We start from the raw sequence: 26,096 nt of genomic DNA, 5'->3' as shown, positions 1-26,096 counted from the left end.
CATGGACAACTTGCCCCTTGGGCCGATGCTCGCGGTAATCGCCTTGCTGGTGTTATGGGCGGCGCTGTTTACCGCCATCGAAGCCGCACAACAACATTTGCTGGCCCTGCGCCCCGGTACGCGCCAGGGTGACAAGGCCGCCGCCCGCCTGAACTTCCCGCGTAACAGCCTGATTCTGTGCAACAGCCTGTGTCGTGCGGCCGTGGTGATTCTCTGCACGTTGCTGGCAATCTATGCCTGGGCGCAGAACGGCCCGTGGCTCGGCTGGCTGATCTCCTGCGCGATCCTGCTGGTGCTCGCCGACTACCTGCCTCGCGCCCTGGCGGTTCGCCACCCGCAAGCCGTACTGGGCTTTGGCAATACGCTGCTGGGTGTGCCGCTGAAAATCCTCTACCCCCTGGCCTGGCTGCTCAATGGCATCAGCGTGTTATTGCTGCGCCCGTTCGCACGCAAATCCGGCGTGGTGAAAAAGAGCGACGAGCCACTGCCCGATCACGACGATGAACCCGAGCCCGAGACCGATGAAAATCGTACGCCCGGCATGCCCGGCATTCACGCGCTGGACAACATCACGGTCAACGACATCCTGGTGCCGCGCAGCGAAGTGGACGGTATCAACCTGGATGACTCGGTCGAGGAGATCATTGAGCAGCTGCGCACCTCGCAACGCACGCGCCTGCCGGTGTTCCACAGTGACATCAACCAGGTCGAAGCCGTGCTCAATACCCGGCAGATCCAACACCTGCTGCCCGACGCCAGCCTGACCAAAGAAGCCTTGCTCGCTGCCTGCCACGAGCCCTATTTCGTCCCCGAAAGCACGCCCCTGCAACTGCAACTGCTGAACTTCCACAAGCAGCAGCGGCGCCTGTGCATGGTGGTGGACGAATACGGTGAAGTGCTGGGCATCGTCACTCTGGAAGATATCCTCGAAGAAATCGTCGGCGAATTCGAAAGTGATCAGGCAGCGGACAACCCGCATATCGAAGCGCAGCCCGATGGCCGCTACATCATCGACGGCGCGGCTTCGATCCGCGAGCTGAACAAGAGCCTGGGCTGGCACCTGCCCAGTGACGGCCCCAAGACCTTGAACGGCCTGGTGACCGAAGCGCTGGAGACCATTCCGGATTGCGCGGTGTGCCTGAAGATCGGCCGCTATCGCCTGGAAATCCTCGAGACCGAGGACAACCGCGTCAGCAAGGTGCTGATCTGGCACACCAGCCGCGTGCCCGTCGCCGCCTGACCTCCTGGCAACACACATTGCCCCTGTGGGAGCTGGCTTGCCTGCGATGGCATCACCTCGGTACTCCCGATGTACCGAGGCGCCTGTATCGCAGGCAAGCCAGCTCCCACATCGATCCGGTTTCCAGCCAAGAGATCCTCGCCCGCCCCCTTGTTGTCTGTTCAAACCCCTTCCTATAATCGGGACGGCTTACCAGAGCCCCGCCCGACCGCGTGCTACCCGCACTCAGCGCGTCCAGGCACTGCGTTACCGTGTCTGACCGGTGTTTGCTACCATCCCGAGCCGCCCCGCTTACACCCCTGATCCATGGGTGTTTGACCAATAATAATCCGCGTCCAAACGCGCAATGACCGTCAGGGATACCTCAATGAGCACCACCTATACCGAGGCTGCAACCGCCGCCCCGCTCAACTCGACCGCACGGGTCGCCACCGCGAGCATCGTCGGCACCGCCATCGAGTTCTACGATTTCTACATCTACGCCACGGCCGCTGCGCTGGTGATCGGCCCGGTGTTCTTCCCGCAGACCTCCGGCACCGCGCAGATGCTGGCGTCGTTCCTGACCTTTGGCATCGCCTTTATCGCCCGCCCGCTGGGTTCGGCGCTGTTCGGCCACTTCGGTGACCGTATCGGGCGCAAATCAACCCTGGTGGCGTCGTTGCTGCTGATGGGCGTGTGCACCACGCTGATCGGTTTGCTGCCGGGTTATGACAGCATCGGCGCGTGGGCCCCGATCCTGTTGTGCGTGCTGCGCTTCGGCCAGGGCCTGGGGCTTGGCGGCGAATGGGGCGGCGCAGCATTGCTGGCCACCGAGAACGCCCCCAAGGGCAAGCGCGCCTGGTTCGGCATGTTCCCGCAACTGGGCCCGTCGATTGGCTTTCTGGCGGCCAATGGTTTGTTCCTGATCCTGGCCATGAGCCTGAACGACGAGCAGTTCCGCAGTTGGGGCTGGCGCATCCCGTTCATTCTCAGCGCGGCGCTGGTGATGGTTGGCCTGTATGCACGCCTCAAACTGCATGAAACCCCGGTATTCGCCAACGCCGTCGCCAAGCAAGCGCCGGTGAAAGTGCCGCTGGTGGAGTTGTTCAGCCAGCATTGGCTGCCGGTCCTGCTGGGCGCGGCGTCGATGGTGGTGTGCTATGCGCTGTTCTACATCACCACCGCATTCTCGCTGAGTTACGGCGTTGCAACGCTGGGCTACAGCCGCGAGACGTTCCTGGGCCTGCTGTGCTTTGCGGTGTTGTTCATGGGCCTGGCGACGCCGCTGGCGGCCTTGGCCAGCGACCGTTACGGGCGCAAGCCGGTACTGATCGTCGGCGCCATTCTTGCGATTCTGTCGGGCTTCACCATGGAGCCGCTGCTCACCCACGGCTCGACCTGGGCCGTCGCACTGTTCCTGGCACTGGAATTGTTTCTGATGGGCGTGACCTTCGCCCCAATGGGCGCGATGCTGCCGGAACTGTTCCCCACGCGCGTGCGTTATACCGGCGCTTCGGCGGCGTATAACCTGGGCGGGATTGTCGGGGCATCGGCCGCACCCTTTTTCGCGACCAAGCTGGTGGCGATGGGCGGGCTGAGTTATGTCGGCGGGTATGTGTCGGCGGCAGCGTTGCTCAGCTTGATTGCTGTGCTGTGCCTGAAAGAGACGCGGAATAACGACTTGAACAAGGTCGCCTGATAGACCGCTATCGCAGGCAAGCCCGCTCCCACATGTTGAATTGTGAATGCCTTCAAATGTGGGAGCTGGCTTGCCTGCGATGGGCGCGACGCGGTTTTACAGCTCTACAACAACCGCCTTCGAAGCCCGAGTCGCCTTCGCCCGCGCCGCCTCGATCGACTCATCCCGCGCCAACGCCACACCCATCCGGCGCTGACCATTGACTTCCGGTTTACCAAACAGACGCAACGCCGTGTCCGGTTCGCTCAAGGCCGCGCCAAGGTTGGCGAACGCGGTCTGGGTCGACTGCCCCTCCACCAGAATCACCGCCGAGGCCGAAGGCCCGAACTGGCGGATCAACGGAATCGGCAGGCCCAGGATCGCGCGCGCGTGCAGCGCGAACTGCGACAGGTCCTGAGAAATCAAGGTCACCAAGCCGGTGTCATGCGGGCGCGGCGACACTTCGCTGAACCACACTTGATCGCCCTTGATGAACAATTCCACGCCAAACAGGCCACGGCCACCCAGCGACTCGGTTACGGCCTTGGCAACCCGCTCGGATTCCGCCAGGGCAATCGGGCTCATGGCTTGCGGCTGCCAGGATTCCTGGTAGTCGCCCTTCTCCTGACGGTGGCCGACCGGCGCACAGAAGGTGGTGCCGCCGATGTGGCGCACAGTCAGCAGGGTGATTTCGTAATCGAAGTCGATAAAGCCTTCGATGATCACGCGGCCTTTACCGGCACGCCCGCCCTCTTGAGCGTAATCCCAGGCTTTCTGCACGTCATCGGCGCTGCGCAGCAGGCTCTGGCCCTTGCCTGACGAACTCATCACCGGCTTGACCACACACGGGAAGCCCAGGTCCTGGACGGCCTTGCTGTAGTCCTCGAAGGTGTCGGCAAAGTGGTACGGCGACGTCGGCAGGTCCAGCTCTTCGGCGGCCAGGCGACGAATGCCTTCGCGGTTCATGGTCAGCGAGGTGGCACGCGCGGTCGGAATCACGGTGAAGCCTTCGGCTTCAAGCTCTACCAGCGTGGCGGTGGCGATGGCTTCGATTTCCGGCACGATGAAGTGCGGTTTTTCCGCCTCGATCACCGCACGCAGGGCAGCGCCGTCGAGCATGTTGATCACGTGGCTACGGTGCGCAACCTGCATGGCAGGCGCGTTGGCGTAACGATCCACGGCAATCACTTCAACGCCCAGGCGTTGCAATTCGATTACCACTTCCTTGCCCAGCTCACCGCAGCCACACAGCAAAACGCGGGTCGCGGTTGGCGACAATGGAGTTCCGATTCGGGTCATCTCAGGTCCTCAGGGGAGCGGATCATGGGGAGAAAGGCCGGCATTTTACATGAACTGCAAGAATTGGCCTCAGTTGGCGACGGCGCGTTTGCGCAGGCGCCAGGCCATGATCAGCCACACCACCGTGACCCCGGCGAATTTCGACACCAACGCCGTGCCCGCCACCGCCGGCGTCAGCGCGCCGATCAGGCCGAAGAAGATAAAGGTATCGAGGGGAATACTCAGCGCCGAACTTATCCACAGGCGATCGTGCAGTGGGCGCTTGGTGATGCTGAACACCAGCCAGTCAATGCATTCGGACACCGCAAATGCCGTGGCGCTGGCCAGGGCGATGGACGGGTCGGAAGTGATATACGACAGCACCAACGCCGCCAGCATGGCGAGTATCGCGCCATGGCCGAAGCGGGTTTGCACCATGTCGCGCAGGATAAACACCAGGCCACCCCAGGCGGACCAGATGACGTCCAGGTGCGGAGCGGTGGAGAAGGCAAAGTTGATCAGCACGACGCTGCTGATGTAGGCGATCAGGAAGAGCATGGGGAAGGACCTGTGGGTAATGCCGCACAGGGTAATGCACAGCAATCATTGTGGCGAGCGGGCTTGCCCCGCGTTGGGCTGCGCAGCGGCCCCACTAAGAACGCCGCGTCTTGTCAGGCAAACCGCGGCGCCAGTTTCAGGGCTGCTTCGCAGCCCAACGCGGGGCAAGCCCGCTCGCCACCCAAAGCCCGGTCGCCACAACAAGCCAGCTCCCACATTTTTGAATGTATTCACATATCCATTGTGAGAGCTGGCTTGCCTGCGATCGCGGTGGTTCAGGCGCCGGATTTTCCCGGCATCATCCACACCAACCCACTCGCCTTCGCCCGCTCATGGCACAACCCCAATACCACCCGGCGTTCGGCATTGTCCATGCGGCTCCAGCGCGTAATCTCATCCACGTTGCGCTGGCAACCTGTGCAAATATCATCGTCATCCAGCGCGCAAATACTCACGCAGGGCGAGGCAACAGGGCGTTCAATCGGGTTCATTCTTCTTGCTCAACCAAGTCCCGGGCATAGCGCTGCGCGTTATGCACATAGTGCGCGGCGCTGGCTTCGAGCATGCGCTTTTGCGCCTCGGTCAACTCACGCACCACTTTGCCCGGCGACCCCATTACCAGCGAGCCATCGGGAATTTCCTTGCCTTCGCCGATCAGCGAATTGGCGCCGATGATGCAATGCTTGCCGATTTTGGCGCCGTTGAGGATCACCGCATTGATGCCAATCAGGCTGTAATCGTCGACAGTGCAGCCGTGCAGCATGGCGTTGTGGCCAATGGTCACGCCGGTGCCCAGGGTCAGCGGGTAGCCCATGTCGGTGTGCATCACGCTGCCGTCCTGCACGTTGCTGTTCTTGCCGATCAGGATCAGTTCGTTGTCGCCACGCAACACCGCGTTGAACCACACATTGGCGCCCTCCTCCAGCTTGACCTTGCCGACCAGCGTGGCATTGGGCGCCACCCAGCTTTGCGGATGAGTCTCGACGCGGGCGTCGCCCAGGCGGTATTTCATGGTGTGTCCTCACGGCGGTGCCATTCAAGCGATGGCTCAGGTATTGATGAAACTCTTGGGTGGCTGGTGCAGGCTGATCTGCGCGTCGTCATAGAGCAGGTTGATCAGCTCGACAATCATGATTGCCGTCAGCCCCCAGATTTTGTATTCGCCAAACCGATAGCTGGGCACATACCAACTGCGGCCCTGGTAATCGATACGGTGGGTATGTTCGCGTGGGTCCTGGCGGAAGAACTCCAGAGGCACGCTGAACACGGCGGCGATCTCGGCATCATTGGCCAGGTATTCGACGTAATCGGGGATAACCCCAACATAAGGCGTTACGCGGATACCGTGCAGGGAAATCAGCGGGCTCAACGGGCCGATGACTTCCACCAGGCCGGGCGGCAGGCCGATTTCTTCTTCGGCTTCGCGCAGCGCGGTAAAGATCAGGTCCGGGTCTTCGGGGTCACGCCGCCCGCCCGGAAACGCCACTTCGCCGCCGTGGGTCGACAGGCCGCTGGCGCGCAGGGTCAGGATCAGCTCAGGTTCGTCACTGCGGGTAATCGGCACCAACACGGCGGCCTCGGGGAAACGCCCGTCAGTTTCCAGTGTGTGAGGGGTGTGATTGCTTACCCGGCGAAGTAGCTCGTCCAGCATGAGTCATCTCGGTCTGTTGGCTACCTTGCATCATGCACCAAAGCGGGCGGGTGCCCAACCCCAAAACCCGGCACATGTCGCGAAACGACAACTTGCAGGGCCCTGCCCGCCAAGCCAAGATAGGCCCACTCTCCAGGAACCCCAGCATGAACTTCTGCAGCCAGTGCGGTAAACCGGTTACCCAGCGCATTCCCGAAGGCGACACACGCCTGCGCTATGTGTGTGATCACTGCTCGACCATTCACTACCAGAACCCCAATATCGTCGCCGGCACCGTGCCAGTGTGGGGCGATCAAGTGCTGCTGTGCCGCCGCGCCATCGAGCCGCGCCTGGGTTACTGGACCTTGCCCGCAGGCTTTATGGAAAACGCCGAGACCGTAGAGCAGGCCGCCGTGCGCGAAACCCTGGAAGAAGCCTGCGCCCGCGTGCGCAACCTGAGCATCTACACCCTGATCGACGTGCCGCACATCAGCCAGGTGCATATTTTCTACCGCGCCGAACTGGTCGACCTGGACTTTGCCGCAGGCCCCGAAAGCCTTGAGGTGAAGCTGTTCGATGAAGCCGATATCCCTTGGTCAGAGCTGGCTTTCCGCACGGTCGGGCGTACCTTAGAATGCTTCTTCGCTGACCGCCGGCAACAACAGTTCCCGGTACGCAGCGAGTCGGTGCCGCCGATGACGCGGCCGGCCAAATAACACCTTCAGGCAGCACCGTCTAACAAGGGAAACCGTTTCAATGCGTTGGTTGCTCGCTTTCATCTGCCTGTCGTTCGCTACCCTGTCCTCGGCCTCCACGGTGGAAATCCTCGGCGGCAAACCTGTCGAGAAAATCCTGGTGCTCAAGTCCGCGCACCAGTTGCAACTGATCAACGACGGCAAACCGCTCAAGACCTACCGCATCTCGCTGGGCAAAAACCCCAAGGGCACCAAGCAGTTCGAGGGCGACCGCCGCACGCCGGAAGGTTTTTACTGGATCGACTGGCGCAAGACCAGCGACCGCTACAACCTGGCCATGCACATTTCCTACCCCAATATCAGCGACTCCGCCCGCGCGCGCCGCGAAGGCGTGAGACCGGGCAGCATGATCATGATCCACGGCACGCCCGACACCGAGGAATACCCGGAGCAATGGTTCCACACCCTCGACTGGACCGATGGCTGTATCGGCATGCGCAACGTCGACATGCGCGAAGTCTGGAACCTGGTCAAAGACGGCACCATGATCGAGATTCGGCCGTAATTTCGTACCGTTCGTAAAATAATCTGAAAATAATTCCTGCCCCTGGCAGCGCCTGCCGGTGAATACCAGTTCACCGCGCCGGGCTGCACAGTTCTGCGCGCGATAAAGACCTCTCTAATACCACTTGATATCACGCACCCTTAAAGCGCCCTGAAACCGGGTTCCGCACCGTTTTGGCTGCATTGACATGGTATTTAAGTGGTATTAATTTCCGGCCATTACCGGGCGACAACACTCCAATAACCGCATCGGAAACTTCACAGATGAATCCCATCCAGACGCTGCGCCCCGACGAAAAACAATCCACGCCGCTGTACCTGCAACTGGCCCGCAACCTTGAAGCGGCGATCCATGCCGGCCAGTGGAAATCCGAGCAGGCCTTGCCGTCGGAACGCGCCCTCAGCGAGCAACTGAGCATTTCGCGGGTGACCGCACGTAAAGCGCTGGAAGTGTTGTTCGCCCAAGGCCTGATCCGCCGCAGCCAAGGCTCCGGCACCTTTATCACGCCGCGCCTGGAACAACCGCTGTCACGCCTGTCGGGCTTCAGCGAAATGCTGCGGCTCAAAGGTTTTGTACCGACTTCGCAGTGGCTGGAACGCGACATCACCCCGCCCACCCACGAAGAGCTGATCCGCCTGGGCCTGTCGCCTACCGACAAAGTGGCGCGCCTCAAACGCCTGCGTAAAGCCGACGACACGGTGATGGCAATTGAAATGACCGCCATGCCCGCCTCGGTGCTGCCGCATCCGCAGGCCATCGGCAATTCGCTGTACGAGTACCTGGAAAGCATCGGCAAGCCCATCGTGCGCGCCTTGCAGCATATCCAGGCGATCAACGCCTCGGATGAGTTCGCCAAGCTGGTGGGCATCGCCCCCGGCACCGCCATGCTGCTGATGACGCGTGTCGGTTACACCGCTGACAACACGCCGATTGAAATCACCGACACCTACTGCCGCAACGACTACTACGACTTCGTCGCAGAGCTGCGCCGCCATGACTACTCCGCTGAACTGCGCATTTAGAGAACTGCCCATGTCCGAAGACAACATCCTCACGCCCAGCGGCTGGATTCGCGGCCGCCTGGTGCACGAACACGGCAAAGTGGTCGCCGTCCAAGGCACGCCGTGCGACCCGGCTGACAACGACCTGCCCTACCTGCTGCCGGGTTTCATCGACCTGCATGTGCATGGCGGTGGCGGCAAAGACATCATGGAAGGCGTCGACGCCTTCGAGACCATCACCCGCACCCACGTGCGTTTTGGCACGACGTCGCTGCTGGCCACCACCATGACGGCGCCGGTGAACGAGATCTCCCGTGTGCTCGGCGAGCTCGGCACCTTCTGCGAGCAGCGCCCGAGCGGCAGCGCCCGCGTACTCGGCGTGCACCTGGAAGGCCCCTACATCAATCCGGGCAAACTCGGCGCCCAACCCAACTTCGCCCACACCGCGCTGATGGCCGAAGTGGAAGCCTACCTGCGCCTGGCGCCAATCCGGGTGATCACCATCGCCCCGGAAATTGCCGGGCATGACGGCCTGATCCGCGCCCTCAGCCAACGCGGCGTGCGCATGCAGATCGGCCACACATTGGGCAGTTATGAAGAAGGCGTCGCCGCCCTCGCCGCCGGCGCCACCAGCTTCACGCATTTGTACAACGCCATGAGCCCGCTGCATCACCGCGAGCCGGGCATCGTCGGCGCCGCTCTGGCCCACGCCCAATACGCGGAACTGATCCCCGACCTGCTGCACGTGCATCCCGGCGCCATGCGCGTGGCCCTGCGCGCGATCCCGTGCCTGTACTGCGTCACCGATTCCACCGCCGCCGCTGGCATGCCCGACGGCGAATACAAGCTGGGCAGCCACACCGTGACCAAATGCCTGGGCGGCGTGCGCCTGGCGGATGGAACGCTGGCCGGCAGCACGCTGACCATGGACCAGGCGCTGCGCAACCTGGTGAAAATCGGCCTGCCCATCAGCGAAGCCTCACAACGCCTGTCGCAATTTCCTGCGGATTACCTGGGCCTGGAAGAACGCGGCCGCCTGCAACCCGGCAGCTTCGCCGACTGCGTACGCCTGGACCGCTCCCTGCACCTCACCGACGTAATGGTCGAAGGAGAAACCATTGACTTCAAAAATGCTTGAGGAGGCCCTGGCCTCCTGTGACGCCGTGGCCGCTCAACTGCAACGCCTGGACCCGCTGCTGGAAGAAGTCGCCGGTCGCCTGCGCCGCCAGCCGCCGCAAGTGGCGATGACCATTGCCCGTGGCAGTTCGGACCACGCCGCCAGCTACTTTGCCTACCTGGCCATGCAGCACGTGGGCATTCCGGTGGCGTCGTTGCCGATGTCAGTGGTGACCCTGTTGCAGGCGCCATTGAAAGTCAGCGGTCAGGTGGCATTCGGTTTCTCGCAGTCGGGGCAAAGCCCGGACCTGGTCAACAGCCTGCGCCTGCTGCGCAAACGCGGTGCGTTGAGCATTTCGCTGGTCAACGCCGAAGACTCACCACTGGAAGCCGCCTGCGAATTCCACCTGCCGCTGTGCGCCGGGCCGGAACACAGCGTGGCCGCGACCAAAAGCTTCATCGCCACCCTCAGCGCCAGCGCGCAGTTGATTGGCCACTGGAGCCAGGAAGCCGACTTGCTGCAGGCCTGCCGCACGCTGCCCGATGAACTGCGTGCAGCGGCCAAACAGGATTGGAGTGCCGCCATCGAGGCCCTGCGTGGCTGCCAGCAATTGATGGTGATCGGCCGTGGCGCCGGTTTTGCCATCGCCCAGGAAGCCGCGCTCAAGCTCAAGGAAACCTCGGCGATCCAGGCCGAAGCCTTCAGCAGCGCCGAAGTCCGCCACGGGCCGATGGCCTTGATCGACGAAAACTACCCGCTGCTGATATTCGCCCCACGTGGCGCCGAACAGGCCGGGCTGCTGAGCCTGGCCGCCGACATGCGCCAGCGCGGCGCGCGCGTGCTGCTGGCCGCGCCAGACGATATCGCCGAGCGCGACCTGACCCTGAGCCGCGCCGAACACCCAAGCCTGGACCCGATCCTGGCGATTCAAAGCTTTTACGTAATGGCCGCCGGCCTGGCGCAAGCCCGGGGCATGGACCCCGACCAGCCGCGTCACCTGAGCAAAGTTACCCGCACTCACTGAGTCGATTGTCGTATTTTCCTGATGAGTACCGTGCCCATGTCCAACAACAATAATGAATTGACCCTCAGCGCCCCACTCAGTGGCCCGGTGCTCGCCCTGGGCGAGGTGCCCGACGAAGTGTTCGCCAGTGGTGCCATGGGTGACGGTATCGCCATCGACCCGCTGAACGATTGCCTGCATGCACCCTGTGACGGGGTGATCATCCATGTCGCGCGCACCGGGCATGCCCTGACGATTCGTGCCGAGAACGGCGCCGAGGTGCTGATGCACGTGGGCATCGACACCGTGGAACTCAATGGCGAAGGGTTTGCGCTGCTGGTCAAGGAAGGCGCGCGGGTGAGCAAGGGCCAGGCGCTGGTGCAGTTTGATCTGGACCGCATTGCGCGCCAGTGCAAAAGCCTGGTCAGCCTGATTATTCTGACCAATGGCGAGCGTTTTGAGCTGCGGCCGGTAGCAGGAAAAATCACCAAGGTCGGTGAGCCGTTGCTGCACATCGTCACGCGCTCAGCGACCACCCAGCCGGCGGTTGTGGATAACTCGGTCACCGAAGTCCGCGCCTGCGTGCGCATTACACATCGTGGCGGTTTGCATGCACGCCCCGCCGCATTGATCCGCAAAACCGCCCAGGGTTTCAGCAGCCAGGCGCAGTTGCACTTCGCCGGCAAATCCGCGCCGTGCGACAGCCTGATTGGCTTGATGGGGCTGGGAATTGGTGAAGGCGATGAAGTGCGCGTCACTTGCCGCGGCAAGGATTGCGAGGCGGCGTTGCAGGCGTTGGTGGCGGCGCTGTCCGTGGCCGTCGGCGAAGAACATCACGCGCCCGTGGCGGTCGCCCCACGCAAGGCGAACACCGAAGCCGGTGTGTTGCAAGGCGTGTGCGCGGCACCGGGCCTGGTCTGCGGGCCGCTGTTCCGTCTCAGCGCTATCGAACTGCCGGCCGACACTGGCAATCACTCGGCCGATGAACAACTGCAGCGTTTGGACACGGCCCTTGAGCAAGTGCGCGGCGAGATCCGCACTACCCTGGACCACGCCCGCCAACGCAAAAACGTCGAAGAAGAAGAGATCTTCGCCGCCCACCTCGCCCTGCTGGAAGACCCGGCCCTGTTGGACGCGGCCACCGCTGCCATCGAACACGGCAGCGCCGCCACCCACGCCTGGCGCGATGCAATCCAGGCGCAATGCGCGGTGTTGCTGGCGTTGGGCAAACCGCTGTTCGCCGAGCGCTCCAACGACCTGCGCGACTTGCAGCAACGCGTGCTGCGCGCACTGCTGGGCGAAACCTGGCATTTCGAATTGCCTGCCGGGGCGATTGTCAGCGCCCATGAGCTGACGCCCTCCGACCTGCTGCAACTGAACGCGCAACAGGCCGCCGGCATCTGCATGGCCGAAGGCGGCGCCACGTCCCATGTGGCCATTTTGGCTCGCGGCAAAGGCTTGCCCTGCGTGGTGGCGCTGGGCGCAGAAGTGCTTGATGTGCCCCAAGGCCAACGCGTGGTGCTCGACGCGGTCAACGGGCGCCTGGAACTTGCGCCCAGCGAGGCGCGTCACGCCGAAGTGCACCAGATTCGCGACGCGCAAAAACTGCGCCGTGCGCAACAACAGGCCCAAGCGCAGCAACCGGCGCACACCCGCGACGGCATCAGCATTGAAGTGGCCGCCAACGTCGCCTCCAGCGCCGAAGCCCACGTGGCGTTTGAAAACGGCGCCGATGGCGTCGGCCTGCTGCGCACCGAATTCCTCTTCGTCGATCGGCGCACCGCGCCGGATGAACAAGAGCAGCGCCAGGCCTACCAGGCCGTGCTGGATGCCATGGGCGACAAGTCGGTGATCATTCGCACCATCGACGTGGGCGGCGACAAGCAGCTCGACTACCTGCCGCTGCCCGTGGAGGCCAACCCGGTGTTGGGCCTGCGCGGTATCCGCATGGCCCAGGTGCGGCCCGAACTGCTCGACCAGCAACTGCGCGCGCTGCTGCAAGTCAGCCCGTTGGCGCGGTGCCGCATTCTGCTGCCGATGGTCAGCGAAGTGGATGAACTGCTGCAGATCCGCCAGCGCCTGGATGAGTTATGTGCCGAGCTGGGGCTGACGCAGCGCCCGGAGCTGGGCGTGATGATCGAAGTGCCCGCCGCCGCGTTGATGGCCGAGCAGTTGGCCCAGCACGCCGACTTCCTCTCCATCGGCACCAATGACCTGTCCCAGTACACCCTGGCCATGGACCGCGACCACGCCGGCCTCGCCGCGCGGGTCGATGCCTTGCACCCGGCGCTGCTACGGCTGATCGCGCAAACCTGCGCGGGCGCGGCCAAGCATGGGCGTTGGGTCGGCGTTTGCGGCGCCCTCGCGTCCGATCCGCTGGCCACGCCAGTACTGGTCGGCCTGGGCGTCAGTGAGCTGTCGGTGAGCCCGCCACAGATCGGAGAAATCAAGGACCGCGTCCGTCACCTGGACGCGGCTCAATGCCGGCAACTGAGCCTTGGCCTGCTCGACCTGAGCAGCGCCAAGGCGGTTCGCCAAGCCTGCCAACACCACTGGCCGCTGAGCTGACAACAACAAGAACAAGGGAGACACGCCATGTACCAACACTTTATCGAAGGCTTGCAACGCCTCGGCCGCGCGCTGATGCTGCCGATCGCGATTCTGCCGATCGCCGGCCTCTTGCTGCGCCTGGGCGACACCGACCTGCTCAACATTGCCGTGATGCACGACGCCGGTCAGGCGATCTTCGCCAACCTCGCGCTGATCTTCGCCATCGGCATCGCCGTGGGGTTTGCCCGCGACAATAACGGTACAGCGGGCCTGGCGGGCGCTATCGGTTACCTGGTGATGATCTCCACGCTCAAGGTGATGGACACCACCATCAACATGGGCATGCTCGCCGGTATCGCCAGCGGCTTGATGGCCGGTGGGCTGTATAACCGCTTCAAGGACATCAAGCTGCCGGAGTACCTGGCCTTCTTTGGTGGGCGACGGTTTGTGCCGATTGTCACCGGGTTTTCGGCGGTCGCCCTGGGGGTGATCTTTGGCCTGATCTGGCCGCCGATCCAGCACGGCATCAACAGTTTTGGCGTGCTGCTAAAGGAAAGCGGTAGCTTTGGTGCCTTCGTGTTTGGCGTGTTCAACCGCCTGCTGATCGTCACCGGCCTGCACCATATCCTCAACAACATGGCGTGGTTTGTGTTCGGCAGCTTTACCGACCCAACCACCGGCGCCATCGTCACCGGCGACCTGACCCGCTATTTTGCCGGCGACCCGAAAGGCGGCCAGTTCATGACCGGTATGTTCCCGGTCATGCTGTTCGGCCTGCCCGCCGCGTGCTTGGCGATGTACCGCAATGCACTGCCGGAACGCCGCAAGGTCATGGGCGGGATATTCCTGTCGATGGCGCTGACCTCGTTCCTCACGGGCGTGACCGAACCGATCGAATTCGCGTTTATGTTCCTCGCACCATTTTTGTACCTGATCCACGCGGTGCTCACCGGCCTGTCGATGGCCGTGACCAACATGCTGAATATCCACCTCGGGTTTACCTTCTCCGGTGGCTTTATCGACATGGTGCTGGGCTGGGGCAAATCCACCAATGGCTGGCTGGTGTTCCCGGTGGGGTTGGCTTACGCGGTGATCTACTACAGCGTGTTCAACTACTGCATTCGCAAGTTCAACCTGAAGACACCGGGGCGTGAAGACATCCAGGTGGTGCAGGCTGAGGTGATGACCGATAACCAGCGGGCCAGTGCCTACATCCGCGCACTCGGCGGTGCAGAGAATTTGCTGAGTGTCGGCGCGTGCACTACACGTCTGCGCCTGGACATGGTGGATCGCAACAAGGCGGTGGATGCGCAGTTGAAAGCACTGGGCGCCATGGCTGTGGTTCGGCCGGGTAACGGCGGGAGTTTGCAGGTGGTCGTAGGGCCGATGGCCGACAGCATTGCGGATGAGATCCGCCTGGCGATGCCGTCGTTTGTTGCCAGTGCGCCGGTGGCCGCCCAGCCTGTGGATAAACCGGTTGCGGTGAATGTGCAGGAGGCCGAGAAGTGGCTGAATGCTTTAGGCGGCCGCACGAATGTGCGCCAGCTGGAAGCGGTGGCGATGACCCGATTGCGGCTGGAACTGGGGGATGATTCGGTGCTGTCTGAAGCGGACCTGACTGCGCTGGGTTGCCAGGGTGTGAGCCAGCTGGACAGCGGGGTTTGGCATTTGTTGATTGGTGACAAGGCCACTGGATTGGGCGAGGCACTGGAGCGGCTGGTTACCCGACCAATCAACGCCTGACCGATCGTTCCCACGCTCTGCGTGGGAATGCCGCCCCGGACGCTCCGCATCCAAGCCGTCGCGCATGACTCAAGCCCTGCACAAGGGTGACACGGAGCGTCACAGGATGCATTCCCACGCGGAGCGTGGGAACGATCAATGTGGGAGCTGGCTTGCCTGCGATTGGCCCTTACAGGCGCCTGATTACTTCTGTTCAGACACCTCAAATAGATCCAACACCCGGTCCACCATCAACTGAATACCTTCCAGCATCCGATGAATCCCCAGCACTGCATCACGCTGTGGGCCGTCGATGTCAAAAGCCAAGTTGCCTGCCAGTGCTTGAAGTGATGCCAGGTCTTGGGAGGCATTGGCGAGCAGGGTTTCGCTGTTCAGGTTGGGGAGTACGGAGAAGATTTGGTCGGTTGGTTGATCGCCTGCTAGGTGGGACGCAGCTTTAGGCATGGTTATATCAAGTCGTAAGTTGTCGCTGATCATCGTAAAACTCCATACAGAAATAGGCTCCTGGTGAAATTTTCAGGCTTGCAGTCCCGGTCGCCACATTGGCAGCGACCCGAGAAGACTAGTGCCGCCAGTTCCTAGGGACAACCTGAAAGCCCTGTAGGAAGTCTCCGAGACTTGAAGATATCGCAGGCAATAAAAGACCCGGTCCAAGCCGGGTTCTTTGTTTGTAATCTACGCCTAAGCAGATGCCGCACGCTGTTCGGCTTCGTAATGGCGAGTCTGGAAAGGCATCAGCGCTTGAGCCTTCAACCCCAGCCCCTCACTCAACCCCCAAGACACCGCCAATTCATCACGACGGCTGCGCAGCGCAACAGTGCCTTGTGGTTGCACGTTTTGCTTGGCAGCAGAAGCCGAAAACAATTCAAGCGCCTTCAACGCTTCCATTACCCGGGAATCCGTCGCACATGAAAAGCGCGTGAAGCGCTCAAGCAAGTAACCTGCGCGACGAAGCTCCACCTCACTGGAATGCGCCTTCAGAAAAGCCCTCACCTCACCCACAAGGTTCGCGTCCGAGTACCAAACCGCTTTTGCTGCACAGACAAGCGCCGCGTCATCAGCCTGATTCAAAGGGCTTTTGACCAGCGTATCCAAGGCGGATGAGAGGACGGGCGCGTTAAAAGGCTTCGTCAACTTCAGTCTCCAGGTAGTCGTGCAGAATATTGTTCAGAATGGATCTAGGTGATTCTTTGTTGCCAACATACATATCAATCGCCTGCAATGCCAATCGACGGAACTCAGTGGCAAGGATGAAGCCTGCCCTGAGCAACACCATGATGTCGCTTACATCCTGATCCGTAGCTCTGCCCAATTTGGAGATCGCAATATCGATAGGCGCAGCTATGTGCAGATGCAGTGCAGACTCGTGAGGAAATTCCTCAAGGGGAATACTTCGTTCCCAGTAGTCTTCGTGAAGCGGGCCAAATGCAGTGTTGTATTGAAGATCGTAGTTCAGCTCCATGACGCGGCCGGATTGCTCATCGAAAAATGCTTCTGGAAACTCCGCCAGCAATGTCCGTAGACGCAATGTGTCTCGAGTATTCGCGCAGTAAATCTCTGCATCCACATCAGTGGAAACTCGATGGTGCGTATACAAATGGACAGCACAGCCATCAAAGACAATAACCTTCACCGCGCCGGGCTTGGCGCCCTCAACCATCAACTCCACCTCGATGGACTTGAACATTGAAATCAAAGCCTGGCCCAGTGGGGTACTCGTATTGAGGCGAGGAGCGACGGTATCTGGAAAATCCATTATTAATCTCAAGCCGGTGCAGCATTGCCGAACGGGTCTTGAGTTCAAATCCCGATCACTGATTGGTCAGTGACCGAGGAAGGCTATTGAGGCGAGTTCCTAGGGACAACCTGAAAAGCCTGTGGGAAAGATCTGGGGCGCCTGTCCCGGCGCCATCGCAGGCAAGCCAGCTCCCACATTTTGAACGTATTCACAGATCAAACTGTGGGAGCTGGCTTGCCTGCGATTGGCCCTTGCAAACAACAAAAAACCCGCTGACCAAACTGGCCCAGCGGGTTTCTTGTTTCTGCAATCTGCGAATCAAAAATCCGCCAACTGCCACACCTCATACGCCGGTGTCTCATAGGGATGGCTCAGTTTCAACGCGGCTACAACCGCCACGATCAACTCATCCGCCACCACCAGCTCAACTTTCCATTCTTCAACCACTTCAACCTGGCCGACTTGCCCGATAAACGGCTGGCTGCCGTCCAACGCGCGAAATTGGCCCTGGCCCAGCACTTGCCAAGCGCAGCTGTCGTAGTCGCCGATGCGCCCGCCGCCAGCGGCGAAGACGGCGGTTTTCACCGTCTCCACATGGCTGTCGGGCACAAAGAAGCTGAGCTTGTACACCGCCTTAGTTCACCCACACGCGAGCGTTGCGGAACATGCGCATCCACGCGCCGTCTTCGTTCCACTCTTCAGGGCGCCACGAGTTTTGCACGGCGCGGAATACACGCTCCGGGTGCGGCATCATGATGGTCACGCGGCCGTCGCGGCTGGTAAGGCCGGTGATCCCGCGCGGCGAGCCGTTCGGGTTGGCCGGGTAGCTTTCGGTGACCTTGCCGTGGTTGTCGACAAAACGCATCGCCACGCAACCGGACAGGTCGGCTTCGAGCAGGGCTTCTTCGCTTTCGAACTCGGCATGGCCTTCACCGTGGGCGATGGCGATTGGCATGCGCGAACCGGCCATGCCTTGCAGGAAGATCGAGTTGGACTCTTGCACCTGCACCATGGCGACACGGGCTTCGAACTGCTCGGAACGGTTACGCACAAAGTGCGGCCAGAACTCGCTGCCCGGGATCAGTTCGCTGAGGTTGGACATCATCTGGCAACCGTTGCACACACCCAGGGTGAAGCTGTCGTTGCGCTCGAAGAAGCCCTGGAACGCATCGCGGGCACGGCTGTTGAACAGCGCCGACTTGGCCCAGCCTTCACCGGCGCCCAGCACGTCACCGTAGGAGAAACCGCCGCAGGCGACGAGGCCTTTGAACGCGTTGAGGTCAACGCGACCGGCGAGGATGTCGCTCATGTGCACGTCGATCGCATTAAAGCCGGCGCGGTCGAACGCGGCCGCCATTTCCACCTGGCCGTTGACGCCCTGCTCACGCAGTACCGCAACTTGTGGGCGGATGCCTTTTTTGATGTAAGGCGCGGCGATGTCCTGGTTGACGTCGAAGCTGAGCTTGGTGCTCAGGCCCGGGTTTTCTTCTTCCAGGATCACGTCGAATTCCTGCTCGGCGCAGTCGGCGTTATCACGCAGGCGTTGGATCTGGTAGCTGGTCTCGGCCCACTGGCGTTGCAGCAGACGGCGCTGGCCGGCAAACACGGTGTCGCCATTGAAGGAGATATTGACTTCACCGTTGTTGATCGGCTGACCGATCACTGCCACGCAGTCGTCCAGGCCGGCGGCGCTGAATTGTGCGAGCACGTCCGGAGTGGCGTCCTGGCGAACCTGGATCACGGCGCCCAACTCTTCGTTGAACAGGATGCCGTTGATTTCGCAGGCTGCCTCGGCAACGCTGTCGAGCACGATGTTCAGGCCGCAGTGACCGGCGAAGGCCATTTCTACAACGCTGGTCAGCAAGCCGCCGTCGGAACGGTCGTGGTAAGCCAGCAGGTGACCGTCGGCGTTCAGGCCCTGGATCACGGCGAAGAAGGCTTTCAGGTCTTCGGCGTCATCCACGTCCGGCGCGTGCTTGCCGAGCTTGCCGTGGGTTTGCGCGAGGATCGAGGCGCCCATGCGGTTCTGGCCACGGCCCAGGTCGATCAGGATCAGATCGGTGGTGCCCTTGTCCATGCGCAGTTGCGGGGTCAGGGTCTGGCGGATGTCGGTCACCGGTGCAAAACCGGTAACGATCAACGACAGCGGCGAGGTCACGCTCTTGTCGGTGCCGTCTTCGTTCCAACGGGTGGCCATGGACATCGAGTCCTTGCCCACCGGAATGGTGATACCCAGCTCAGGGCACAGCTCCATGCCGACAGCCTTGACGGTGTCGTACAGGCGCGCGTCTTCACCTGGGTGACCGGCAGCGGACATCCAGTTGGCCGACAGTTTGATGTCGGACAGCTTGCCGATGCGGGAGGCGGCGATGTTGGTGAGGGTTTCACCAATGGCCATGCGGCCCGACGCCGGAGCATCCAGCAGGGCCAGCGGCGTGCGCTCGCCCATGGCCATGGCTTCACCGGTGTAAACGTCGAAGCTGGTGGCGGTAACGGCCACGTCAGCCACCGGCACTTGCCATGGGCCAACCATTTGGTCACGGGCCACCAGGCCGGTGATGGTGCGGTCGCCGATGGTGATCAGGAAACTTTTGCTCGCCACGGCCGGGTGGTGCAGCACGCGTTCGATGCTGTCGGTCAGGTCGAGACTGCTTGGGTCGAAGTCATCGCCCAACTCGGTTTCACGCACGGCCGAACGGTGCATGCGCGGGGCTTTGCCCAGCAGCACTTCGAGTGGCATGTCGACCGGGCTGTTGCCGAAGTGGCTGTCGGTGACCGTCAGTTGCGGCTCGGCAGTGGCTTCGCCGACCACGGCAAACGGGCAACGCTCGCGTTCGCAGATGGCCTGGAAGCGCGCGAAGTCTTCAGGGCCGACGGCCAGTACGTAGCGTTCCTGGGATTCGTTACTCCAGATTTCGTGCGGGGCCATGCCCGGTTCGTCGTTTGGAATGTTGCGCAGTTCGAAACGACCGCCGCGCTCGCCATCGTTGACCAGTTCCGGGAAGGCGTTGGACAAACCACCGGCGCCGACGTCGTGGATGAAGCTGATCGGGTTCTTGTCACCCAACTGCCAGCAACGGTCGATGACTTCCTGGCAGCGGCGTTCCATTTCTGGGTTTTCACGCTGTACCGAAGCAAAATCCAGGTCTGCCGAACTGGTGCCGGTGGCCATGGAGGAAGCAGCGCCGCCGCCCAGGCCGATCAACATGGCCGGGCCGCCGAGTACGATCAGCTTGGAGCCGACCAGAATCTCGCCTTTCTTGACGTGTTCTTCGCGGATGTTGCCCATGCCGCCAGCCAACATGATTGGCTTGTGGTAGCCGCGCACTTCATCGCCACGCGGGGTGGTGATGGACTGCTCGAACGTACGGAAGTAACCGGTCAGCGCCGGACGCCCGAATTCGTTGTTGAACGCGGCGCCGCCCAGCGGGCCTTCGATCATGATGTCCAGCGCGGTCACGATGCGCTCAGGCTTGCCGTACGGCACTTCCCACGGCTGTTCGAAGCCTGGGATCTGCAGGTTGGACACGGTGAAACCGGTCAGGCCCGCCTTTGGCTTGGCGCCACGGCCGGTGGCGCCTTCGTCGCGGATTTCACCGCCGGAACCTGTGGCTGCGCCCGGGAACGGGGCAATTGCGGTCGGGTGGTTGTGGGTCTCAACCTTCATCAGGATATGCACCGGCTCCTGCACCGCGCCGTACTGGCGGGTCTCAGGGTCCGGGAAGAAACGGCCGGCAACCGAGCCGACGATTACCGAGGCGTTGTCCTTATAAGCCGACAGAACGCCTTCGCTGTGCATCACGTAGGTGTTCTTGATCATGCCGAACAGACTTTTTTCCTGGCTTTCGCCGTCGATGTCCCAACTGGCGTTGAAGATCTTGTGACGGCAATGCTCGGAGTTGGCCTGCGCAAACATCATCAGTTCGATGTCGTGCGGGTTGCGCTTCAAGCCGTTGAAGGCATTGACCAGGTAGTCGATCTCGTCTTCGGCCAGGGCCAGGCCCAATTCGATGTTGGCCTTCTCGAGGGCGGCGCGGCCACCGCCAAGCACGTCAATCGCAGTCAGCGGCTTGGGTTCGGCGTGGCTGAACAGGCCGCCAGCGTGTTCCAGCTGGCTGACGATGATCTGGGTCATGCGGTCGTGCAGGCTGCTGGCGATCAGCTCGGCTTCGGCGTCACTGAACTGGCCGGCAACATAGAAAGCGATACCACGCTCCAGGCGCTGGATTTTTTCCAGGCCACAGTTGCGGGCGATATCACTGGCCTTGCTCGACCAGGGCGAGATGGTGCCGAACCGCGGCAGAACCAGGAACAAGCGGCCGTCAGGCTCTTGAACGGGAACGCTTGGGCCGTACTTCAGAAGGCGCGCCAGCACTTGCTGTTCGTCGGCGGTCAACACGCCGGTAACGTCGGCGAAGTGAGCAAATTCAGCATACAAGCCTGTAACCGCTGGAACCTTCTGGCTCAGTTGCTCAAGGAGTTTGCTGTGGCGAAAGGCAGAAAGGGCAGGAGCGCCGCGCAGGATCAACATCTTCGGGACAGCCTCGGGAAGGGGGTGTGCTTTGAGGCCGTGCATTCTAGCGTAAACCATCGCCAACGGCACCCGAAACGGCACGGCTGGCCGCTGCCGAACGTCAGTTGGCACGGTTTGCACAGTATCGGGGCATTTTCCGGGGCTGGGTGCGCAGTTATTTTAACCGTCACAAACCCTCGCCAACCCGCGTTTCTGCGGGCTGCAGCCCGGTTCTGCGGGCGCTAGCAGACAAGTGCGCTGCTGTCGAGATATGGCGCTGAGGGTCGTTTGCGTATACTGCGCAGATGTTCTTCCCTACTGCTTTGCGCCCGCGATGCGCCAAATGGCTCATCGCAACCGGACTCTTCCTGATGCTCAGCGCCTGTGTTGATAAACCCAGCACGCTCGAGCGAATCAAGGAGGATGGCGTATTGCGGGTGATCACCCGAAACAGCCCGGCCACTTATTTCCAGGACCGCAACGGTGAAACCGGTTTCGAATACGAACTGGTCAAGCGGTTTGCCGACGACCTGGGCGTGAAGCTGGAAATCGAGACCGCCGACAACCTTGATGACCTGTTCGGCCAGTTGGGCAAACCCAACGGCCCGGTTCTGGCCGCCGCCGGTCTGGTCAGCAGCGAACAGCGCGAGCAGCAGGTGCGCTTCTCGCACCCTTACCTGGAAGTGACGCCGCAGATCATCTACCGCAACGGCCAGTCGCGCCCCACCACCGCAGCTGACTTGGTGGGCAAGAAGATCATGGTGCTCAAGGGCAGCACCCACGCCGAGCAATTGGCCGAGCTGAAAAAGCAGAACCCTGCGATTGAATATGAAGAATCCGACGCCGTTGAGGTGGTCGACCTGCTGCGCATGGTGGACGAGGGGCAAATCGACCTGACCCTGGTGGACTCCAACGAAGTCGCGATGAACCAGGTGTACTTCCCCAACGTGCGCGTGGCCTTCGACCTCGGCAATGCCAGCCACCAAAGCTGGGCCGTGGCGGCAGGCGATGACAACAGTCTGCTCAACGAGATCAACAGCTACCTGGACAAGGTGGAAAAGAACGGCACCCTGCAGCGTCTTAAAGACCGCTATTACGGGCACGTCGATGTGCTCGGTTACGTCGGCGCCTACACCTTTGCCCAGCACTTGCAGCAACGCCTGCCCAAATACGAGAAGCATTTTCGGACTTACGCCAAGGAAGAAAAAGTCGACTGGCGCCTACTGGCGGCCATCGGCTATCAGGAATCACTGTGGCAACCGGCCGTCACCTCCAAGACCGGCGTGCGTGGCCTGATGATGCTGACCCAGAACACCGCCCAGGCGATGGGCGTGTCCAACCGCCTGGACGCCAAGCAAAGCATCATGGGCGGCGCTAAATACCTGGCCAAGATCAAGGATGAGCTGGACGACAGCATCGCCGAGCCGGATCGCACCTGGTTCGCCCTCGCCGCCTACAACGTCGGCACCGGCCATCTGGAAGACGCGCGCACGCTGGCGAAGAAGGACGGCCTGAACCCCAACAAGTGGCTGGACGTGAAGAAGATGCTGCCGCGCCTGGCGCAGAAGCAGTGGTACAGCAAAACCCGCTATGGCTATGCGCGCGGCGGTGAGCCGGTGCATTTTGTGGCGAACATCCGGCGTTACTACGACATCCTCACCTGGGTGACCCAGCCGCAGCTGGAAGGCAACCAGGTGGTCGACGGCAACTTGCACGTGCCGGGCGTGGACAAGACCAAGCCGCCCGAAGATAACCCGCAGCTGTAAGCCACTTTCCCAAACACCACAAAACCCTGTGGGAGCCGGGCTTGCCCGCGATGGCGGCCGGCCAGTCAACCTATTCGTTACCTGACACACCGCGATCGCGGGCAAGCCCGCTTCCACATTAGAGAGTGGTCGCCTTAAAGACCGGTGAGCAAATGCACGACGCCGCCGCCCAACACCATCACCCCCGGCACACCCGCCGCCCTTAACGCCGGCTCATCCAACCGCGCCGCATCCTGCAGTTGCACACGCACCCGCGTCAGCGCCACGCGTTGCTGCGACTTGAGGTTATCCGCGCCACCCAATGCACTCAGCACGCTGGCCGACAACAGACCCGGCGTCGGCGCCGCGACCGTCTCGGCAATCAAATCCGGGGTCAGGGCTTTCCAGAACGCCCGCTGCAATTTCTCGAACATGCTCAGTGCTCCACGACAGGTGAGGTTTCAACGGTAGCCGCGTGGTACTGGCGCAGGGCCTCGCGCACATGCGCGGCTTCTTCCAGGCCCAGCACCTGGCGGGCAATGATCTGGCAATCGGCCAGGTCCAGCTCGCGCACGGTGGCCTTGATGGTTGGGATCAGCGGCACGCTGACCGACAACTCATCCACGCCAAGCCCGATCAACATGGGTACAGCCAACGCTTCGGAGGCCAATGCGCCACACACGCCCACCCACTTGCCATGGGCATGCGCGGCCTTGACGGTGGTGGCGATCAGGCGCAACACCGCGGGGTGAAAGCTGTCAGCCTGGCTGGCCAGCCGTGGGTGATCACGGTCCATGGCCAAGGTGTATTGAGTGAGGTCATTGGTGCCGATGGAGAAAAAGTCCACATGCGGGGCAAAGACATCGGCCATCAGCGCCGCAGACGGCACCTCGATCATGATGCCCAGCTTCGGCAACGCTTCAAGCCCCAGCGCCAGCGCTTCCTCTTCAAGAATCTTGCGCGCCAGGTGCAGCTCCGACAGCAGGCTGACCATCGGCAACATGATGTGCAGCCGCGTCAACCCGGCGCTGGCAAGGATCGCGCGAAACTGTTCGCGCAGGAGCTCCGGGCGCTCCAGGCACAGGCGGATACCGCGCAAGCCCAAAAACGGGTTGGTCTCGCTTTCCATCGGCACATAGGCCAACGGCTTGTCGCCGCCCACGTCCAGAGTGCGCACCACCAAATTGCGCTCAGTGCCCAAGGCGCGGGCGATGGCGCTGTAGGTGCCCGCTTGCTCCTCGGGGCTGGGTGCGCGGTTGCGGTCCAGGTAGAGGAATTCCGAACGCAGCAGGCCGACGCCTTCACCGCCCAGGGCCAGGGATTGCTCCACTTCCTGCAATGAAGCGACGTTGGCCGTGACCTCAACGTGATGGCCGTCGCGGGTCGTGGCCGGCAAGGCCGCCTGCGCCACCTCACGCTGACGGCGTTGCACTTGCTGATCACGGGCCGCCTGCAGTTTTTCGATTTCAGCCAGGTCTGGCTCCAGGTGCAGCTCGCCTTTGTCGGCGTCGAGCAGGACTTGTTTGCCATTGGCCAGTGCCAACACGTGCCCCGGCACACCGCAAATCGCCGGCAGGCCGAGCGCACGGGCGAGGATCGCCACATGACTGGTCGCGCCGCCGCCGACAGTGACAAACCCCAGCACCTTGCGGGTATCCAGGCTGGCGGTTTGCGACGGCGTCAGTTGCTCGGCAATCAGGATGGCCTGCTCGGGCAAGTCCCATGCGCGGTCCTGAATACCGAGAATCAGCTTCAGCACGCGCTGGCCGACATCGGCCAAATCCGCCGCGCGCTCGGCGAGCAGCGCATTGCCCAAGCCCTGGAACAGCTTGGCGGTGGCAACGGTGGCGCTGTTCCAGGCAAAGGCGGCGCTTTTGCCTTCGGCCAGCAGGCCGTGGGCTTGCTCCAGCAAGGTCGGGTCTTCGAGCAACTCCTGATGGGCCCTGAAAATCTCGGCCTGGGCGCTGCCGGCCGCCTTGGTTTGCAGGGTTTGCAACGCCTCGGTTGCCGCCAGCAGGCCACGCGTCAACGCGTCGCGCTCGGCGGTTTCGCCGATGCCATTTTCAGTGATGTTCAGCTCCGGTTCGGCCACCTGCACAACTTGGCCAAACGCCGAACCCGGTGACGCACACACGCCGCGCAGCAACGCGGCCGACGACACGGGCGCGACCGCCTCAACCACCTGCGTCGGTGCCGCGACCGTTTCGCCACAGCCCTCGGCCAACAGCGCGACCAATGCCTTGATCGCCGCGTCGGCATCGTTACCCGCCGCACTGACCTGCAAGGTGTCGCCCTGCGCGGTTTGCAGCGCCATGATCGCCACCAGGGATTTTGCGTTGGCGCTTTGGGTTTGCTTGTGTAAGTAAATGCTCGCGTCAAAACCCTTGGCCGCCTGGGCAAACACCGCCGCAGGTCGGGCGTGCAGGCCATTGGCGTTGGGCAAGCTCAGCGGCTTGGAGAACAGCGCATCACCCTCCTCCTCCACGACGGCTGCAGTGGCCTCGCCGGGTGATACTCGCAGCAGCGGCTGGCCCACATCCACCCAATTGCCGTCCGGCGCCAACAGCGTGAACGGCTCGCCGCTGACCACCAGCATCAAGGTCAACAAACTGCGCGCAGTGAGCGCCACGTAATCGGCATCGAATTCAATCAGCGGTTGCCCAGCTTCCACTCGCTGGCCTTCCTGCACCAGCCGCGTGAAACCCTGGCCTGCCAGGTTCACCGTGTCCAGCCCGATATGCATCAGCACCTGAACGCCGTTGTCGTCGGTAACGCTGACCGCATGGCCACTGTCCTGGAGACTGCTGATCACCCCGGCCAGCGGTGCGCAAAGGGTCTGCGAGGTGGGATCGATGCACAGGCCGTCGCCGATCATGCGACTGGCGAACACCGGGTCGGGCACCTGATCCAGCGCCAGCAGCACACCCGACAGCGGCGCCAGCAGTTCCAGGGGTTGAGTTGTGGTCATGACTTCACCTGCTGTTTTGTTCTGTAAAAATCCGTGTGGGAGCGGGCTTGCTCGCGAATGCGGTGGTTCATTCAATAGATGTGTTGCCTGATATA

22 protein-coding genes are annotated in these 26,096 nt (G+C 62.1%); 10 read left to right on the top strand and 12 right to left on the bottom strand.

Annotation, left to right across the window (positions count from 1 at the left end; all coding sequences use genetic code 11):
- Nucleotide 1: 1 nt before the first annotated feature.
- Nucleotides 2–1,240, top strand: coding sequence for a transporter associated domain-containing protein (locus L8K08_RS22000; RefSeq protein WP_242199912.1), 1,239 nt, complete (start codon nucleotides 2–4; stop codon nucleotides 1,238–1,240).
- Between the two features lie 367 nt (nucleotides 1,241–1,607).
- Nucleotides 1,608–2,918 (top strand): MFS transporter, encoded by a 1,311-nt coding sequence (locus L8K08_RS21995; RefSeq protein ID WP_145164143.1) that lies wholly within the window; start codon nucleotides 1,608–1,610, stop codon nucleotides 2,916–2,918.
- Nucleotides 2,919–3,014: 96 nt separating this feature from the next.
- Here the strand turns inward: L8K08_RS21995 and purT are convergent, their stop codons facing one another.
- The 5 genes from purT to L8K08_RS21970 form a co-directional block, all read right to left on the bottom strand.
- Complete coding sequence (gene purT / locus L8K08_RS21990) at nucleotides 3,015–4,196, bottom strand: formate-dependent phosphoribosylglycinamide formyltransferase (protein ID WP_242199911.1); 1,182 nt, start codon at nucleotides 4,194–4,196, stop codon at nucleotides 3,015–3,017.
- Between the two features lie 69 nt (nucleotides 4,197–4,265).
- On the bottom strand, nucleotides 4,266–4,733 hold the full coding sequence (locus L8K08_RS21985; protein ID WP_106578306.1) for a VUT family protein: 468 nt from the start codon (nucleotides 4,731–4,733) through the stop codon (nucleotides 4,266–4,268).
- A 275-nt stretch (nucleotides 4,734–5,008) separates the two neighbouring features.
- Nucleotides 5,009–5,224 (bottom strand): DUF1289 domain-containing protein, encoded by a 216-nt coding sequence (locus L8K08_RS21980; protein WP_119736859.1) that lies wholly within the window; start codon nucleotides 5,222–5,224, stop codon nucleotides 5,009–5,011.
- Entirely contained in the window at nucleotides 5,221–5,745 is a 525-nt protein-coding gene (locus tag L8K08_RS21975) for a gamma carbonic anhydrase family protein (protein ID WP_078738950.1), read from the bottom strand. Before L8K08_RS21975 ends, L8K08_RS21980 begins: the two co-directional genes overlap by 4 nt.
- A 36-nt stretch (nucleotides 5,746–5,781) precedes the next feature.
- Nucleotides 5,782–6,384: a CoA pyrophosphatase gene (locus L8K08_RS21970; RefSeq protein ID WP_060754282.1), complete on the bottom strand. Its 603-nt coding sequence runs from the start codon at nucleotides 6,382–6,384 to the stop codon at nucleotides 5,782–5,784.
- Between the two features lie 146 nt (nucleotides 6,385–6,530).
- On the opposite strand from L8K08_RS21970, the gene L8K08_RS21965 reads away from it, so the two are divergent.
- From L8K08_RS21965 to nagE, 7 genes are all read left to right on the top strand, one after another.
- The gene (locus L8K08_RS21965; RefSeq protein ID WP_242199910.1) at nucleotides 6,531–7,079 is read left to right on the top strand and encodes an NUDIX hydrolase; all 549 of its coding nucleotides are present in this window, start codon (nucleotides 6,531–6,533) and stop codon (nucleotides 7,077–7,079) included.
- Nucleotides 7,080–7,119: 40 nt separating this feature from the next.
- A complete protein-coding gene (locus L8K08_RS21960; RefSeq protein WP_242199909.1) occupies nucleotides 7,120–7,623 on the top strand; it encodes a L,D-transpeptidase family protein in 504 nt (167 codons plus the stop codon).
- A gap of 263 nt (nucleotides 7,624–7,886) precedes the next feature.
- Nucleotides 7,887–8,645 (top strand): GntR family transcriptional regulator, encoded by a 759-nt coding sequence (locus tag L8K08_RS21955; protein ID WP_106578301.1) that lies wholly within the window; start codon nucleotides 7,887–7,889, stop codon nucleotides 8,643–8,645.
- Nucleotides 8,646–8,655: 10 nt separating this feature from the next.
- On the top strand, nucleotides 8,656–9,762 hold the full coding sequence (gene nagA / locus L8K08_RS21950; protein WP_242199908.1) for an N-acetylglucosamine-6-phosphate deacetylase: 1,107 nt from the start codon (nucleotides 8,656–8,658) through the stop codon (nucleotides 9,760–9,762).
- Nucleotides 9,743–10,765 carry an SIS domain-containing protein gene (locus L8K08_RS21945; protein ID WP_242199907.1) on the top strand — a complete coding sequence of 341 codons (1,023 nt, stop codon included), beginning with the start codon at nucleotides 9,743–9,745 and terminating at the stop codon, nucleotides 10,763–10,765. Before nagA ends, L8K08_RS21945 begins: the two co-directional genes overlap by 20 nt.
- Nucleotides 10,766–10,801: 36 nt before the next feature.
- Nucleotides 10,802–13,312 carry a phosphoenolpyruvate--protein phosphotransferase gene (gene ptsP / locus L8K08_RS21940; RefSeq protein ID WP_242199906.1) on the top strand — a complete coding sequence of 837 codons (2,511 nt, stop codon included), beginning with the start codon at nucleotides 10,802–10,804 and terminating at the stop codon, nucleotides 13,310–13,312.
- Nucleotides 13,313–13,339: 27 nt separating this feature from the next.
- Nucleotides 13,340–15,037: an N-acetylglucosamine-specific PTS transporter subunit IIBC gene (gene nagE / locus L8K08_RS21935; protein ID WP_242199905.1), complete on the top strand. Its 1,698-nt coding sequence runs from the start codon at nucleotides 13,340–13,342 to the stop codon at nucleotides 15,035–15,037.
- Between the two features lie 183 nt (nucleotides 15,038–15,220).
- On the opposite strand, the gene L8K08_RS21930 is transcribed toward nagE, so the two are convergent.
- The 5 genes from L8K08_RS21930 to purL all read right to left on the bottom strand — a co-directional run bounded on the left by L8K08_RS21930 (nucleotide 15,221) and on the right by purL (nucleotide 21,306).
- Nucleotides 15,221–15,481, bottom strand: a complete 261-nt coding sequence (locus L8K08_RS21930; protein WP_242200000.1) for a DUF6124 family protein — start codon at nucleotides 15,479–15,481, stop codon at nucleotides 15,221–15,223.
- Nucleotides 15,482–15,718: 237 nt separating this feature from the next.
- Entirely contained in the window at nucleotides 15,719–16,171 is a 453-nt protein-coding gene (locus tag L8K08_RS21925) for a hypothetical protein (protein ID WP_242199902.1), read from the bottom strand.
- Nucleotides 16,155–16,793 (bottom strand): DUF6036 family nucleotidyltransferase, encoded by a 639-nt coding sequence (locus tag L8K08_RS21920; RefSeq protein WP_242199901.1) that lies wholly within the window; start codon nucleotides 16,791–16,793, stop codon nucleotides 16,155–16,157. The genes L8K08_RS21925 and L8K08_RS21920 overlap by 17 nt, the downstream gene beginning before the upstream one ends.
- A 300-nt stretch (nucleotides 16,794–17,093) precedes the next feature.
- The gene (locus L8K08_RS21915) at nucleotides 17,094–17,405 is read right to left on the bottom strand and encodes an NGG1p interacting factor NIF3 (RefSeq protein WP_065908663.1); all 312 of its coding nucleotides are present in this window, start codon (nucleotides 17,403–17,405) and stop codon (nucleotides 17,094–17,096) included.
- Between the two features lie 4 nt (nucleotides 17,406–17,409).
- Nucleotides 17,410–21,306 carry a phosphoribosylformylglycinamidine synthase gene (gene purL, locus L8K08_RS21910; protein WP_242199999.1) on the bottom strand — a complete coding sequence of 1,299 codons (3,897 nt, stop codon included), beginning with the start codon at nucleotides 21,304–21,306 and terminating at the stop codon, nucleotides 17,410–17,412.
- A 287-nt stretch (nucleotides 21,307–21,593) separates the two neighbouring features.
- On the opposite strand from purL, the gene mltF reads away from it, so the two are divergent.
- The gene (mltF, locus tag L8K08_RS21905) at nucleotides 21,594–23,054 is read left to right on the top strand and encodes a membrane-bound lytic murein transglycosylase MltF (protein WP_145164162.1); all 1,461 of its coding nucleotides are present in this window, start codon (nucleotides 21,594–21,596) and stop codon (nucleotides 23,052–23,054) included.
- 134 nt (nucleotides 23,055–23,188) lie between these two features.
- Here the strand turns inward: mltF and L8K08_RS21900 are convergent, their stop codons facing one another.
- Together L8K08_RS21900 and ptsP (L8K08_RS21895) are read right to left on the bottom strand one after the other, a co-directional pair.
- A complete protein-coding gene (locus tag L8K08_RS21900; RefSeq protein WP_242199899.1) occupies nucleotides 23,189–23,467 on the bottom strand; it encodes a PTS transporter subunit EIIB in 279 nt (92 codons plus the stop codon).
- 2 nt (nucleotides 23,468–23,469) lie between these two features.
- Nucleotides 23,470–26,001, bottom strand: coding sequence for a phosphoenolpyruvate--protein phosphotransferase (ptsP, locus tag L8K08_RS21895; RefSeq protein WP_242199897.1), 2,532 nt, complete (start codon nucleotides 25,999–26,001; stop codon nucleotides 23,470–23,472).
- Between the last annotated feature and the right edge of the window lie 95 nt (nucleotides 26,002–26,096).

Origin of the sequence: Pseudomonas sp. TREG-RG-20F-10-E-6-01 (assembly GCF_022662455.1) — a bacterium.
Classification (GTDB): Bacteria; Pseudomonadota; Gammaproteobacteria; order Pseudomonadales; family Pseudomonadaceae; genus Aquipseudomonas.
Note: the sequence above shows the minus strand (reverse complement) of the source record. Positions and strands in the feature narration are given on the sequence as shown.